At 64.9% G+C, this 14,705-nt stretch carries 14 protein-coding genes; 7 read left to right on the forward strand and 7 right to left on the reverse strand.

The features are described from left to right. The first annotated feature begins 115 nt into the window (after positions 1-115). The 3 genes from EYQ35_07390 (at position 116) to EYQ35_07400 (ending at position 4,187) form a co-directional block, all read left to right on the forward strand. A complete protein-coding gene (locus tag EYQ35_07390) occupies positions 116-628 on the forward strand; it encodes a hypothetical protein (GenBank protein ID HIF63958.1) in 513 nt (170 codons plus the stop codon). Further along, complete coding sequence (locus EYQ35_07395; GenBank protein ID HIF63959.1) at positions 625-2,649, forward strand: hypothetical protein; 2,025 nt, start codon at positions 625-627, stop codon at positions 2,647-2,649. Before EYQ35_07390 ends, EYQ35_07395 begins: the two co-directional genes overlap by 4 nt. Positions 2,650-2,978: 329 nt before the next feature. Beyond that, on the forward strand, positions 2,979-4,187 hold the full coding sequence (locus EYQ35_07400) for a hypothetical protein (GenBank protein HIF63960.1): 1,209 nt from the start codon (positions 2,979-2,981) through the stop codon (positions 4,185-4,187). A gap of 129 nt (positions 4,188-4,316) precedes the next feature. On the opposite strand, the gene EYQ35_07405 is transcribed toward EYQ35_07400, so the two are convergent. Continuing rightward, positions 4,317-4,592, reverse strand: a complete 276-nt coding sequence (locus EYQ35_07405; protein HIF63961.1) for a hypothetical protein — start codon at positions 4,590-4,592, stop codon at positions 4,317-4,319. An 86-nt stretch (positions 4,593-4,678) separates the two neighbouring features. Here EYQ35_07405 and EYQ35_07410 point away from each other — a divergent pair, with 86 nt between their 5' ends. Beyond that, a complete protein-coding gene (locus EYQ35_07410; GenBank protein ID HIF63962.1) occupies positions 4,679-5,335 on the forward strand; it encodes a hypothetical protein in 657 nt (218 codons plus the stop codon). Continuing rightward, positions 5,332-5,682: a 4a-hydroxytetrahydrobiopterin dehydratase gene (locus tag EYQ35_07415; GenBank protein HIF63963.1), complete on the forward strand. Its 351-nt coding sequence runs from the start codon at positions 5,332-5,334 to the stop codon at positions 5,680-5,682. The genes EYQ35_07410 and EYQ35_07415 overlap by 4 nt, the downstream gene beginning before the upstream one ends. A 49-nt stretch (positions 5,683-5,731) precedes the next feature. On the opposite strand, the gene EYQ35_07420 is transcribed toward EYQ35_07415, so the two are convergent. From EYQ35_07420 to EYQ35_07435, 4 genes are all read right to left on the reverse strand, one after another. Continuing rightward, complete coding sequence (locus EYQ35_07420; GenBank protein ID HIF63964.1) at positions 5,732-7,156, reverse strand: alpha/beta hydrolase; 1,425 nt, start codon at positions 7,154-7,156, stop codon at positions 5,732-5,734. A gap of 133 nt (positions 7,157-7,289) precedes the next feature. Further along, complete coding sequence (locus EYQ35_07425; protein HIF63965.1) at positions 7,290-8,192, reverse strand: MBL fold metallo-hydrolase; 903 nt, start codon at positions 8,190-8,192, stop codon at positions 7,290-7,292. A gap of 21 nt (positions 8,193-8,213) precedes the next feature. Continuing rightward, on the reverse strand, positions 8,214-8,861 hold the full coding sequence (locus EYQ35_07430) for a glutathione S-transferase family protein (protein ID HIF63966.1): 648 nt from the start codon (positions 8,859-8,861) through the stop codon (positions 8,214-8,216). A 105-nt stretch (positions 8,862-8,966) separates the two neighbouring features. After that, positions 8,967-9,719 carry a TVP38/TMEM64 family protein gene (locus tag EYQ35_07435; protein ID HIF63967.1) on the reverse strand — a complete coding sequence of 251 codons (753 nt, stop codon included), beginning with the start codon at positions 9,717-9,719 and terminating at the stop codon, positions 8,967-8,969. A 114-nt stretch (positions 9,720-9,833) separates the two neighbouring features. Here EYQ35_07435 and EYQ35_07440 point away from each other — a divergent pair, with 114 nt between their 5' ends. Continuing rightward, positions 9,834-10,952 carry a hypothetical protein gene (locus EYQ35_07440; GenBank protein HIF63968.1) on the forward strand — a complete coding sequence of 373 codons (1,119 nt, stop codon included), beginning with the start codon at positions 9,834-9,836 and terminating at the stop codon, positions 10,950-10,952. Here EYQ35_07440 and EYQ35_07445 read toward each other — a convergent pair whose 3' ends face one another. After that, positions 10,953-11,972: a fatty acid desaturase gene (locus EYQ35_07445; protein HIF63969.1), complete on the reverse strand. Its 1,020-nt coding sequence runs from the start codon at positions 11,970-11,972 to the stop codon at positions 10,953-10,955. Here EYQ35_07445 and EYQ35_07450 point away from each other — a divergent pair. Next, the gene (locus tag EYQ35_07450) at positions 11,829-13,007 is read left to right on the forward strand and encodes an alpha/beta hydrolase (GenBank protein HIF63970.1); all 1,179 of its coding nucleotides are present in this window, start codon (positions 11,829-11,831) and stop codon (positions 13,005-13,007) included. The genes EYQ35_07445 and EYQ35_07450 overlap by 144 nt on opposite strands. Here EYQ35_07450 and EYQ35_07455 read toward each other — a convergent pair. Next, entirely contained in the window at positions 13,004-14,674 is a 1,671-nt protein-coding gene (locus EYQ35_07455) for an acyl-CoA synthetase (GenBank protein HIF63971.1), read from the reverse strand. The genes EYQ35_07450 and EYQ35_07455 overlap by 4 nt on opposite strands. Positions 14,675-14,705 lie beyond the last annotated feature (31 nt).

Here is a 14,705-nt window from a genome sequence, read left to right on the forward strand (position 1 = left end):
CAGTTGGGATCGCGGAGGGAAAAATTTTCCCCGGATGGGGGGCCATGAAGGTTGAGGTGTGCTTTTGCCGTTGACTATCATGCTTTCTGGATGGAGTGTTGAATCGGAGTAGAACTTGAGATTCTCTATTAAAACCCGTGCTAGTTGGCGCTTGCTGGCCGCAGTTATACTGCTGGCGGCCTGCCCCTGCGCGCAAGCAGGCCTCACCGACCCCAACCTTGCCATAGGCCGGGTTACGGCCACGCCGTCGGGCTCGGGCTCGGTGGTCGACGTTGTGGGCAACTGGGAGTTTGACGCGCTCATGCAGGTGGAGTTTCCGCTGACGCTGGTAGCGAGCCAGGGCGAAAACTTCGTGCGGATACCTGTTGACGGCCAGGGAGCGGACAGCGGCAGCCTGCCAGCACTGGTAGACGGGCTCGACCCCTTGGAGATCGAGGCGCTCGAAGCCGCGGCTTTGCCGGCGGCCGAAGCGTCGCTGCTGCGCGTGGAGCCGCATCGCATCACGGTGGCGCTGCCGGCACTCATCGGTGACGGCCTGGTGTCGATAGAAATTTACGTGGTCGTACCCGACCATGGTGGATTTGTGAGCAACCGCGTGTCGGTTGAAGTTGCGGGGATAGATCCGTGAGGCGTGTTTTACCCAGGCTGCTTGTAGCTTCGACTGCCGTCCTCTTGCTGGGCTCCCCGGTGGCGGGCCAGGTTTTCAACGGCGACCCGGTAGATCCGGCCACGGGCCTGGCCTATCCCATGCTGCCCGGCCTCGAGCTGGCGCTGCCCGGACCCGACCTGCGCTGGAACACCGGCGACGAAAGCATCGATACTTCAATCACGGGCGACGTTGACCTCGTGATACGCGTGGGTACGGTGAACTCCGCTGTTATTCCCGCGCCGTCTTCGCCGCTGCAACAGGTGTCGGCCGGTGGCCTGGGGGCCGACGGCGGGCAGTTGCTGCCTTTCACAGTGATGGCGAGCGACGGTTCGCTGCCCGGTAACGTTGCCAGCTCCTCGGAGCTCGACTCCCGCGGCGTGGCCGTGTTTGCCTTTGCTGACCTCGACGGCGACGGGTTCATCGGACCCACCGACTCCGACGGCTCGGCCGACAATGCGCTCGAGCTGCAGGAAGCCTGGGCCTACGCGGCGCAGCAGACCGGCTTGCTGGTCGCCGGTCGCAGCCAGGGTACCATCGGCCTGCAGCTGGGAGCTCCGGCCAGCATGGGCGGCCTCACGGTGGCTCTTTGTGCCGGCGCCTACACGGGCGTAGACGGCAACAGTCTTTTCATTGACGGCACGCCCTTGTTTACCGCCTGGCCGTTCTACCCGCCGCTTGATCCGGCCAGGGTGGTGGGCAACGGAAACGCTCCGCCGCCCGACCCGCTGCTGCCCTCGCACGTAAAGTTTGAACCCGGACACAACTGGCTTCCCCCTCCCGGCCATCCGCTGGTGGGTACTCCCTTTGCTTTGCCGCTCGACGGTAGCTCGGTGTCGATAGACCGGGCCGTGGTCTTTAGCGGAGAAGCAGTAGGAGCCGCCTTGTTCGTGGAGGTCGACCCGACTGCTTTCATGCCGGGTGCTCGCAACAGGCTCAGGCCGGCACCGTCGATAGACGGAAGCGGCAGGGTCCTGGTTCTGCCGGTTGAAACGACGAGGCTGGCCGTCGACGGGGCTGTCAGCCGACGGACTTACAGGCTGCTACCGGTTGACTCGCTGGGCAACGTGGCTGACCCGCCCGTTACAGGATTGTGGCTTACGCTCAGAGCCAGCGGCGCCGTTGCTGTGCATTCGCCCGATGCCGACGGCGACCGCTTCCACGAGAGCCTGGTGCTGGTGAGCGCGGCTGGACTGCAGGTGACTCTCGACGACGTGGGCCTCGACGGTACCGGGCGAATTGAAGTAGTGCAGGGCACTTCGGGCGCACAGCGGTTACTGGCGGTAGCCGGTGCGCTGGCCACAGACAGCGACGGCGATGGCGTTGGTGACGATGGCAGCGGCAGCGGCGTGGAAGGCGACTTTTTCTGCAACGAAGAGCTCGTCAGTCTCGGCGCGCCCTGCGATGATAACTGTCCCTTTACCATCAACCCTTCCCAGTTTGACGACGATGGCGACGGCGTGGGCGACTGTTGCGACGGATCATGCGTCATAGACCCGGCCGGCGACGGCTGTTCGGAGTGCGCGCCCGCGTCCCCGGATTTCGCCCCGTCGAGGTCGTTCTCGCGCGCGGTCTTGAAGCTTCGCAATCCGCCGAACGGCCAACCCCAGAGAGTTCGTTTGCGCGCGCTGTTTACGACCAGGACCGGTGGCTCGCTGGCTCCCGACGCAGAACTGCTGACGATACTGTTGGAGAAGGACCAGGTGGAGCTATACCGCGGCGTGCTCGATTCGCAGATGGAGCCTGGCGCCGGCATGACCCCGGGCTACTCGTATCGCGACAAGGCTGGCCTGGTCGATGGGCTGCGCAGGGTTCGCTTGAAGAACAGCTCCTTGTCGCGCTGGCGTGTAGCTTTAAAGGCCCGCGGCCTGGGGCTGCTGGCCAACCCCGGCCAGGGTACCGTGCGGCTGTCGCTGGATATAGGCGACGACGCCTTCTCTCTGGTCTTTGACTGCCAGTCGGGTGGTGTGACCACCCGCTGCCGTTATCGCGGCGCTAGCTGAGCGGCGGTCTATTTCTTTTAGGGCTATCGCCCTGCTCGTCCGCAATCCCTCTGCGGACTGTCTCTCCTCTGCCAAACCCGCCTGATGGTCTTATCCAGGCGTGCCTTTGAGGGCCCTGTTTCTACTTACCCCTTGCCCCGGCAGGGGGGGGGGAAGCCCCATCTGCGGGGGAGTTGCCCCACTTTGCCACCTCTGATGGGGGGTAGGGGCGCTGGTTTTTCCCTAAAATCGGGTTTCCGCCGTTGGTATGCCGATTGCTTATAGGGAGGCACCCCCTGGGCGTTTTTGGGGATAAATAAGCCCCTGGGAACATAAAGGAGGAACGGAAAATGATTACAAGAATAACTGCAATAGCAGGGATGGTAGCGATGCTGCTTCCCTCGGTAGTGGTAGCTGCCGTGTTGAACGTGCCTGGGGAATTCTCACGCATAGACGACGCGGTTGATGCTGCTTCTGCTGGTGACACGATCGTCGTCGCACCGGGTACGTACACCCGGCGCGTACGCGTTCGCAGGGTCGATAACCTGACCATCGACGGTGGCGGGGCTGCCATCATGCAGGTTGACTCTGATGACGACGCATTTCGGGTGCGTGAGTCTGACAACGTCACCATCAACGGTTTCATCATCAACGGTGGCGAGCGCGGCGTGAGGGCAAAACGCTCTTCGGGCCTTACCGTGACCAATAACGAAATGAACAACGTTGAGGAAGGCGTGCGACTGCGCGAGTGCTCTGGCGCCAGCGTTGTGGGCAACACCGTTAACGGCACCAGCAGGGGCCGTGGTATACGGATCGATAGGTCCGACGACGTAACTGTCGACGGCAACGCGATCTCAGGTGCGGCGCGTGAAGGCTTGAGGGCCAAGCGGGCCAACGGTCTCTGGATCACCAGCGGTAGCTTTGACGGTAACCGCGGTGGCGTGAGACTGACCCGTGTGGGCGCTGGCAGCAGTGGCTCCCAGCTGACCGGGGTAACGGCCAACGGCAACACGCGTACCGGTATCAGGGTCAAGGGCGATGCTGGCACCTCGGTGTCCGGTAACACGGCTAACGACAACGGTCGTTACGGCCTGCGCCTTGAAGGATCCTCGTTCTCGCTGGAAGCTGCCCAGGCAGACAACACTGCCAGCGGTAACTGCAGCGGTGACTTCCGCGTCAACAACCAGACCGTGGGTGGTGGCTGTGGTGACTCGACATCGACGAGTTCCACCAGCAGCACGAGTATGCCCGGAAGCTCGACCACGAGTATGCCCGGAAGCTCGACCACGAGTATGCCCGGAAGCTCGACCACGACCATGCCTGGCACGTCGACCACGAGTATGCCCGGAAGCTCGACCACGACCATGCCTGGCACGTCGACCACGAGTATGCCCGGAAGCTCGACCACGACCATGCCTGGCACGTCGACCACGAGTATGCCCGGTGCCTCGACAACCACGGTGATCGCGCCGACAACCACGGTGATCGCACCGACCACCACGGTGATCACTCCGACCACCACGGTGATCGCACCGACCACGACGGTTCCCGCGACCTGACAGGTTAACAATCCGTACCTCGGCTGGGGGCTGACTATAGCCACCCGCCTGCTGGCAGGGATGGAGCCCGGGATCGAAAGATCCCGGGTTTTTTCTGTTTGGGGCTGGTCGAAAGCCGACCGCGGGGGCCTATTCGCAGCTCTCGCGTGTGGTAGGACTGCGCTGGCAGGCCATGCTGTCGCGCATGCCCGCCGACACGAAGGCGCAGGCGTTCATGATTGCCGCCTGCCGAGCCTCGGCCACGGTGCTTGCCGCTACCGTGCGGCACTTGTCTCGGCCCTTGTAGCTCACGCAGACCTCGCAGCTGTGTTCCGACATCTGTACCGTGCCGTAAACCAGCACTACGGCGAGACCGCCGAACAACAACAGCCCCGCCAGGCCCGCGCGTGGAATCTTTATGGCCATCGGGGAGCAAGTTAGCAGTCGTCGCCTTGAGCGGCAACGCGCGGGCGGGTCTTGGACGGGGGACGCGGCGAGTCTATAAAGCCCGTGTGAGCGACGAATCCGGATCGATGGCGCAGGCCGAACGCCTGCTACGCGGACTCAACGAAACGGGCGCCGCGCCTCTCGAGCTGGTCGAGAAGCTGGCCGAGCTCGCCCGCGGTGGCGCCGAGGCGGCGCTGCTGGGGGCGTTGCAGTCGAGCGAGGGCGATCGCAGGCTTGCCGCAGCCCTGGCGCTGGCCCGCGCGGGCCTGGTTGGTGCGGCTAAATCCGGCACTGTATCTGCCGGCACTGTATCGACCGGGGCAGTATCGACCGGGGAGCAGGTGCAGCGGGCCTTGCTCGCGGGCCTTGCCGACACCCGCAGCGACAGGCGCTGGGCCGCTACCGTGGAGCTGGCTGGCCTGCTGGTCTCGGCGCCAGCCGCCTTGCAGCTGCTCAGTGTTCTTTCGCGGGAGGGGAACCCCCTGCAAAGGCGAATGGCGTTTTACTGCATGGCCCGCGCCAGGGCGGGTGAAGAAACGGTTTTGCTCGACGGGCTGGCCGACGAGGAATCGCTCGTGGTGCTGGCGGCTCTTTCGGCCCTGGGGCGGCTGGCCGGCATCTCGGACGCTGCACTGGCGTCGGTCGAGCGCCTGGCCGATGACCACTGCGATTCAGCGGTCAGGAGAGCGGCGTCGGAGTACGCCCGGAGGTTGAAGAGATGACAAGCAGCAACAGCAACACCGAAGAACTGGCAGCGGCTCACTGCTCGCCCTGCGCCGAGGGGTCACCGGCCATGGACGCGGGCGATGCCGCCGAGCTGCTCGAGGCGCTGGATGGCTGGAGTATACAAGACGGGCACCACCTGCAGCGCAGCTGGGAGTTCAAGAATTTCGTAACAGCCCTGGACTTCGTCAACCGGGTGGGCGAGGTCGCCGAAGCCGAGCAGCATCACCCGGACATCACGCTCGCCTGGGGAAAAGTGGAGGTCTGCGTGCACACCCACACCGTGGGCGGCTTGAGCCGCAACGACTTCATACTTGCTGCCCGCATCGACCAACTGCGGCGCTGAGTCTACCGGCTACCGAGTCTACCGGCTGCCGAGCGGCCGTCGGCGCGTTTCAGTGCAGCGTGTCGGTGGCCGGGTCTTCGTCGCCTTTGCCGCCGTTTGCCGCGTCGGCCTTGGCCTTACCCGCCTTGCGGGCTTTGGGCTTGGTCGTCTTGGACTTCCTGGCCTCTACCCGGGCGGGCTCTTCGCTCGAACTACTGTCGTGGGCGACATCGGCGGCCGGTGACTTGTCCTGCCTCGCCTCCAGCCAGCTGCCGTAGAGCCATCCCAGGAACCGGTCGGCCGCGTCTATGACGGCCTGGCTGCGCAACGAGGGAAATATCTCGAAGGCGTGCTGGGCACCGGGGATCTCGGCGTACAGTACCTTCTCGTTGGAGGCTTCTTCGAGCGCCGAGCTGAACTGCCTGGCTTCTTCCACCGGCACCAGGCTGTCGCGTTCGCCGTGTATGATGAAAAACGGCGGCGCGTCTGCGTGCAGGCGATCAAGCGGCGAAGCCTTGCGGTACTCGTCCGGCGCTTCTTCGATGGACGCCTTCATTACCTTTTCCTCGAGCACCTTGAGCAGGCCCTGGTTGTAGAGGTTGGCGTTGCGGTTGGTGAAGTCGTAGACGCCGTAGAAGGGTACGCAGCCGGCTACCGAGGTGTCGACGTCTTCAATACCGGGTTGGTACTCGGGGTCGTTGGCCGTCAGTGCTACCAGCGCCGCGAGGTGTCCGCCCGCCGAGCCGCCGGTCACGACAAGGAAGTCGGGGTTGGCCCCGTAGTCGGCGCCGTGTTCTCGTATCCAGGCTATCGCGTGCTTTATGTCGACCAGGTGGTCGGGGTAGGTGGCGTGCGGGCTGAGCCGGTAATCGACGCTCACGCAGACCCAGCCGCGTGAGGCCATCTGCTGCATGAGCGGGAGTCCCTGTTCATTCTTGCTGCCGATGACCCAGCCGCCGCCGTGAATCTGCAGCAGGGTGGGGCAGTTGGAGGGAGCTGAGCGGCTGCGGTAGACGTCCAGCCGCAGGTTGATGCCGCGCACGCGCCGGTAGTGGATGTCGGCCACGCGTTCCACGTCGGGCAGGGCAATGGGAAACGGCCGCACAACGGGCTTCCAGCGGATCTCGCTGTCAAAGGCTTGCCGCCTGTCGTCGGGGACCGTGTCGCGGTAGTCGGCTCCAAGGCCACGCCTGAGCACCGACTCTACCAGCGCGGGCGTTTCAGTGGCGCCCCACCACTCCTTGAGCAGGGCGACCCAGGAGCCCAGCAGCAGGAGCATGCCGATGTTGCCAAAAAGCGAATCCAGCGCGCCGCCCGAAACCAGCATCATGGCGAGCAGGGCCTGCAGCGCGACGTGCTGAGGGGCGAGCTCGCCCACTATCCACCCGGCAAAGAAACTCAGCGCCGAGGCCTTGTCGCCGGTGTAGGTGGGCCGGTAAACATTCCAGGTAAACCAGGCGCTCAGGGCGCCGAGTATCAACATCATCAGGGCCATAGGGGGTCTCCGTGGGGCCGCGTCAGCCGCGGCCGCGGCCCGAGCCTATAAGCGGGGCTGTTCTTACGCCAGCCCCACCCGCGCGGTCCCGTCAACGGTTCCAGGGCTGGCTTCCAGGGGCAGCGGCCGGCGGTCAGGGGTCGGCGGTGACAGCGCCGCTGGCTTCCTGCCAGGCGCGGCTGACGACGAAGTCGCGATCAAGCTTGAGCAGTAGCGGGATTTCCATCGTGTCGTAACCTTCGTCGAGCTCCAGCCTGGTCATGGCCAGGGTTTTCTTCAGCGTCCATCCCGCCGCGGCGGCGCGCTGGCCCTGCTCCCAAAGCTCGGCCATGAAGTCGCGAAAAGCTCGCAACCCCGCGCGGTCGGTGGCCTCGCCGTGACCGGGTATGACGCGGTCGAAGTCGAGCTCCAGCACCCTGTCGACGGTGGCCGCCCATTCACGCACCGAGCCGCCTGCCTCGAGATCGATGTTGGGATAGCGCTTGTTGAAGAACAGGTCGCCGGTGTGCAACACTCGGTCTTCCACGAACAGCACCACGAGATCGCCGTCGGTGTGGCCTCGCCCGGGGTAAAGCGCGCGGATGGTTTTGCCGCCGATGCTCATCTCGTGCCGGGTCTCAAAAGTGGTGTTGGGCAGCTTGCGGTCGTCGCCCTCCCAGAAATCGGCATCACGGGTTAGCATGTGGTGGAGGGTGCGCTCGGTGGCCACTACTTTGGGCGCGCCGTCGAAACCGGGATTGCCGTGGCTGTGATCGAGGTGGTAGTGGGTGTTGAGTATGGCCTGCACCGGGCCGCCGCCCAGTTCTTCGGCAAGCTCACGGATGGCCTCGCCCTGGAAAGCGAAGGTCATCGTGTCGACTACCACCGCGCCCTCCGACGTCGCCAGCACGGCAACGTTGCCGCCAAGGCCCTGCAGCATGTACACGTCACCGCTGACCTGCTCGTGTTCGAGCCCCGACAGCTTCCAGCGCAGGGCACCCACGGTAACGGCCGCGAGCAACGCCACGACGAGCAGCGCTCGTAAGCCTTTCTTCATCCTATCGCCCGGTCCCCGCGCCTAGGCGGCTTGCTGGAATAATTCGCGTTCTTCCGCGATGAGTTTGGCCACAGTCGGTCGTTCGACGACGCGCTGGTACAGCCCGGCGAGCCCTGGCCAGCGGGCGCTGTCCACCAATTCCGAGGCGTGGGCCATGTTGATCAGCATGCTCACGACCGAGATGTCGGCTATCGAGAAGTCGCCGGCCAGGTAGTCGTTGCTGCCCAGTTCACCTTCTATGTAGTCGAACAAGGGCGGCAGCTTCTCGTCGATGGCGGTTCTGACCACCGACTCGTCGCAGTCCTTGCCGAAGAAGGCCGGGCCGACCACGCGTTGCCTGAAGATGTCGGGTCCGATGACACTCACCAGCGCCGTGTCGGCGTACTCTTCAAACCAGCGCGCGCGAGCCAGCAAGCGGGCGTCAACCGGGTATACGGCCGGGTCGGGGTGTGTTGCCTCGAGGTAGGCAATGATCACCGACGAGTCGGGCATGGTCCAGCCGTCCTCTTCGAGCACGGGGATCTTGCCCAGCGGGCTGATGGCGGCAAAGGCGTCGTCGCCTGCGCCCGGCATTATGGGGTTGAGATCGTAGGGGAGGTTTTTTTCTTCGAGCACGATGCGCACCTTGCGTACGAAGGGGGAAGGGCCGATTCCATGGATTTTTAACATGCTGTTTTCTCCTGCCGTTGTTTTTTGCAGGCTACACAGCCTGTCGGAACAACGGGGACACGCCGACTATAGGGAGCTACCCGCGGCTGCGACAAGGCTCGCTGCTCAGTTTGTGCTGTCTTCGTCGAGGTCCGCGAGTCCCGCACGCGCGTAGCGGGTCACCATGGCGGTGACGGCCACCGTGGCCAGCAGGCCCACGAGCATGGTGGCGTACCAGCCTGGTCCATGGCTGCTGTTGCCACCGGCGAGTTGCACGGCTTCGCCGCCGGCCGCGCCGTAGTAGACGTACAACAACGTGCCCGGCAGCATGCCGGCGCAGGCGAGCAGGTAGTCACGGGCGCGTATCGAAGTGAGACCGAGCGCGTAGTTGAGCAGGTTGAAGGGGAACAGCGGCGACAGTCGCAACAGGAAGACCACGCGCAGGCCACGCTGTGCAACGGCCGCCTCCATGCTGGCCAGGCCCGGTCGCTTGCGCAGGCGGCTTTCGACCGCCGGGCGGGCGAGGTAGCGCGAGACCAGGAAGGCGAGGTTCGCTCCCAGCGTGGCGCCGACCATGACCAGGGCGGTTCCGTTTGCCACACCGTATACGGCACCGGCGGCAAGCGTCATGAGCGAGCCCGGCACCATGGCAACCGTGGCCAGCGCATAGACGGCGACGAACACCGCGGCCCCGGTAGTGCCGCGACCGCGAATCCACTCGAGCAAAGCGGGCAGGTCGTCGCCGGCCAGGTGGGCCACGGCGGCCAGCCCCAGCAGCGCAGCTACGGCGACTATACTCCCCGCCTTTGCACGGCCACACGTTTTACCGGAAGTGGGCGTGGTTTCCCCGGCTGTTTTTCTGCTTGCTCGGCGGCTCATTTAACGCTCTATCTTCGCTCGTTATCCGTGTTTGTTCCAACTTTGTAACAACGGCGAATATAACGAGCCCATTCGGTCTTGAAAATTCGCCGCCCTACTTACTAATAGTGGGGGGTGTCGAATGAATTGAAATCGTGGCTGCGACCTGTGGGGCTTACAAGGGAAACCCTGTCAGTGCTGCTGTTGTCTGCGTTGTTCCTGGGGGCGCCGGCCTGCACGCCGGTGCTGCAGACCCCGGTGGTCTCGGCGGCGGCGGTGAGCGAGGAAGGCCGACGCCAGAAGGAGCTTTTCGTCGAGCTCTTCCAGGCACGGCGACAGCGCCTGTCGCGTGTTGCATCGCGGCTGCGCGTGCAGGGCGTGGAGCTTTGCGGCGAACAGGTTGGGCCTTACTACGGCTTACTCGTACGCAGTCGCGATGACATTGCCGAGAACTTCAGGGACGCGGCCACGACCGTGCTTGGCCTGGGCAAGCGTCCGACTATCGAGCTGATCGAATCTGGCTCGCCGGCCGAGACGGCCGGCCTGAAGACGGGCTGGGTCGTGGGTTCGATCAACGGCCACGCGGTGCACAACGGCGAAGAGGTGGCGCGCTTCACCGAGGAGGCGAGGGCTGCGGGGGCTGCGCTTGAGCTCGAGCTCGGGGGCGAGCAGGCCGGCCGGCGGGTGACGGTAGAGCCGGTGACGGCCTGCGCGTTTCCTGTGATTATGAAGGTGGGCGATCCGGTAAACGCTTTTGCGGACGGCAGCCGCGTAGTCATCTTCAGCGGCATGATCAAGTTCGTGGAAAGCGACGAGGAGCTGGCGCTGGTGGTCGGCCACGAGATGGCGCACAACGTGCTCAGCCATGTACGCAAGCAACAGGGCAACTACGCGGTGGGCCGACTGCTCGGGCTGCTCGTTGATATCGGCGCGGCCGCCGCCGGCGTCAACACGGCGGGTACCGGCGAGATGATGGGCGCGTCTATCGGCGCTAACGCTTCCTCGCTGGGTTTTGAAGCCGAGGCCGATTACATGGGCATGTACGTTGCGGCCCGCGCCGGTTACGACGTGTCGGGGGCGCCGATGCTCTGGCGGCGCATGGCCGTTGAACACCCGGGGTCTATTGATGGCGCGTTCATGGCTTCGCACCCGAGCACCACGGAGCGCTTTGTTGCCCTCGAGCAGACGGTGGACGAGATCAAGCGCAGGCGTGCTGCCGGTGAAGAACTCATACCCCTGCGACTCGAGGAGTAATCAGGGGCGGCCAGCGGCCAGGCGCAGCGTGTCCGCGTAGCCGCGCACGATACAGGCCCCGTCGAGTACACCGCGCTCCTTGAGCAAACGGTGCATGGTGGGCAGCCTGTAAAGCGGCACCGCCATGAAGAGGTGGTGTTCGAGGTGGTAGTTCACCCGGTTGGGCGCGAGTAGCAGGCGCTCCCACCAGCTCGCCAGCGTGGTGCGCGCGTTCTGCAGCGGATCGGCCGGGTCGGCGATCATCGAGTGCTCGTTGATCGAGCGTATGCGCATGGCCAGGCTGTAGGTCGTGAGCCAGGCAACCGGCCAGAGCAGGTAGAGCAACGGGTGGCCGAGGGCCGTGAGCAAGGCCAGCAGCGCCGCGTTGGTGGAGAGCACGCCCAGCAGGTTGTTGTAGGTAAAGCCGTCTGCCGACTCGCGACGGCGGGCGCGGCCCTTGCTGATCGAGAGGTCTCTTTGCAGTGTAGCCTTGGCGCGTTTCCAGCCGGTTTGTCCTGACAGGTCGCGCCACAGCTTGCGCTTCATGCTGGCGCGGCTGATCGGGAAGGGACGCGTAAGGTTTCGATCGGGATCCTTGTCGGTCCAGTTGAAGCGGTGGTGCTCGAGGTGGTAGGGCCGGTAGGGGGCGATGTCTGACCAAACCGGGTAGGCACACAGCCAGTTGCCCACCAGGTCGTTGGCTGGACGCGTGGAGAGTAATGCGCCGTGCGAGGCTTCGTGCATGAGCACGGCGAAGCCGAGCTGGCGGGCGCCGATGACGAACAGGGCGAAGACCACCGTCAGCAGGTTGGGCCAGGCGGCGACCAGCGCCATGGCGGCAGCCACGATGCCCCAGTTAACCGCCAGCGACCACAGCCCGCGAAGGTTGTTCACGCGATGCAACTCGCGGATTTCGCGTTCGGTGAGCACCGCCTTCCAGTCGCGGTCGGCCGTGGAAGGGGCCCGCCCGTCGGCGGCCACCACTATTCCGTCACCGCTGCGCTGCCAGTCCACCTGAACCGTGTTTGCCACGCTCGACATGACCCCGATGGTGACGGCAATGACCCCCTGCGTCAAGAGAAGAGGCTGTCTTCCCCTTTCGGGGGGGAGGCGGTGGTGTTAGAAGGCGGCATGCGTTTTTTGTTTTTCAGGCTACCGGGTTACCTGCTCTTCACAGCACTGGTATTGGCGGGAGTGCAGGCGCTGCACAGCGACGACATGCAGCGCACTTTTCCCGCGGCGGGTTCTTTTGTAGAGGTTGACGGACTGAGCTTCCACGTGCTCAGGCAGGGGCAGGGCAGCCCCGTGTTACTGCTGCACGGTTGCCCGGGTTTTGCCGACGATTTTCGCATCACGGCTGACGGCGGCCCCGGCGTTTTCGAGCTGTTGGCGGTTGATCACGACGTGATCGCTATTGACCGCGTTGGTTACGGCTACACCGATGGCGGGGACGACGGCGTCCTCGGCCTGTTTGGCCAGGCCGACCTCTTGCCGGGCCTGCTGGCTGCTCTCGGCGTCGACAGCGCCGTGCTGGTGGGGCACAGCTACGGCGCTTCGCTGTCACTGGCCACTGCCGTCCGCCATCCCGAGGTCGTAGACGGCATGCTCTTGCTGGGTGGCGCCGTTTACGGTGAGGGAGTTGAGCCGGGGTTTCTTGAACACCTCGCGGCGGCTCCGGTGCTTGGTCCGCTGGTGAGCCGTTCGCTGGCGCCCCTGCTGGCTCCCCTGGTCGAGGAAGGCCTGGCCGAGGCCTTTGCACCCGACGCGCTTCCACCGGGCTACGCCGGCCGCTTCGCCATTCACCTTGCCCGTCCCGGCCCCATGGTGCAGCGCGCCCACGAGATTATGGGGCTTGCCCCGGCGCTCGACGCCATCGCCCCCGCTTACAGGGGCATAAAGGTGCCGGTCACCATCGTGGTGGGAGGCGAAGACACTCGTGCGCTGGCCAACAATCGCCGCCTGGCCGAAAATCTTGCGCAGGCAAAGTACGTGGAGATACCCGGTATCGGGCACGAGATTCCACATCTGCGCGCGCGCCTGGTGGCCGACGAGGTCCGCGGGTTGCTCGTCCGCTAAGCCCCTGCCGCCTGGTCCTGGTCCACCAGTTCGAGGGCCCGGGCTGTCACGCTCTTGTAGTCCATCTTGCCCGCGGGCGTGCGTCCGAGAGAATCGACGCAGAATACGCGCTTGGGCACCTTGAAGGCCGCCAGCAGTTCGCGTACGTGCTGGCGCAATTCATCCTCGCCGGCCTGTGTACCCTCGGCCGGGGTCACCAGCGCCGTTATGGCCTGGCCCCACTTCTCATCGGGCAGGCCGACCACTGCCGCGTCTTCTACCGAGGGGTGACGCTTGAGCACTTCTTCGAGCTCCTCGGGGTAAACTTTTTCGCCGCCGGTGTTGATGCACTGCGAGCCTCGTCCGAGCAGCACCAGGGTCCCGTCTTCGGCCACGGTGGCGTAGTCGCCGGGCATGGAGTAGCGCACGCCGTTTATCACGGGGAAGGTCTGCGCGCTTTTTTCCGGGTCCTTGTAGTAGCCGGCCGGAATGGGGCCGCAGCGCGCCACCCGCCCGCGCTCGCCTGAGCCCGGCACGACCTCGCGGCCGTCGTCGGTGAACACCTTCACGTTGTCGCCCACGGTAAAACGAGCCGTTTCGGTTTTCGTTTCGGCCGTCTGCACCGAGGTTCCCATGCCGGTGGCCTCCGACGCGCCCAGGGCATCGACCAGCGCCATGCCCGGGTGGTGGTCGAGGAGTTTCTCCTTGGTTTCGGGAGTCCACATGACCCCCGAGGACACCATCATCACCAGGCTCGACAGGTCGTAGGCTTTTTTAGCACCCGTCTCTGCCTGGCCAGCGCGTTCTTCGAGCGCCGCGAGCATCGGCCGTGCGAATACGTCGCCCACCATTGAGATCACCTGTACGCGGTCGCGTTCGACCGAGCTCCACAACTCCTGCGCATCGAAGCTGCGCGAGGGCAGGGTCACCACGCAGCCACCGCCCATGAGCGCGTTGATGGCGGTGAACAAACCGGTGCCGTGCATCAGCGGGCAGGCCGGCAGCAGGAACACTGTGTCGCCGTCACCCACGCGTGACAGGTGCTCGTCGAGGTCGGCGGGCTTGTTGGCTCCGGTCACCAGTTCGCCGCCACCACCGAGCGTGCCCCACAGGGCGGCTTGCGGCCACATCACCGCCTTGGGCATACCCGTGGTGCCGCCGGTGTAAAGAAACACCATGTCCTCGCCGCTGCGTTCGATGTCCAACGGCGAGTCGTCGCCCGACAGCGCGTCGTCCCAGCTCGTCGCGAAGCCCGCGAGCGGGTTTTCGTCTGCCACCTGGACGAGCGTGGTCAACGATTGGTTGCTCTCCACCAGGGCCGCGACGCTGTCGGTGAAACAGCCTTCAAATATGATCGCCACGGAGTCGGAGTTCTCCAGTATGTAGGCCAGCTCCTCGGCCCGGTAACGGTAGTTGACGTTGACAGGCACCAGCCGGGCCTTGAAGGCCGCGGCCAGGGTGATCATCCACTCGGGGCGGTTGTAAGCGTAAATGGCCAGCTTGTCGCCGGCCACCGCTCCACGGTCGAGCAGGAAGCGCGCGAGCGCGTTCGAGCGGCGATCGAATTCGGCCCAGGAGATCGCCAGGCCGCCGTGCAGCAACGCGGGCCGATCGGGCACAACGCGTGCTACGCCCTCCCATACGTTGGCAAAGTTCCAGTGTTGATTCGAGGCTGCGAGGTCGTTCATGAAGTACTCCTTACAGCCGCGGTGTTAACAC

The sequence above is a fragment of the Candidatus Binatota bacterium genome, from assembly GCA_012960245.1.
Classification (GTDB): Bacteria; Desulfobacterota; Binatia; order UBA1149; family UBA1149; genus UBA1149.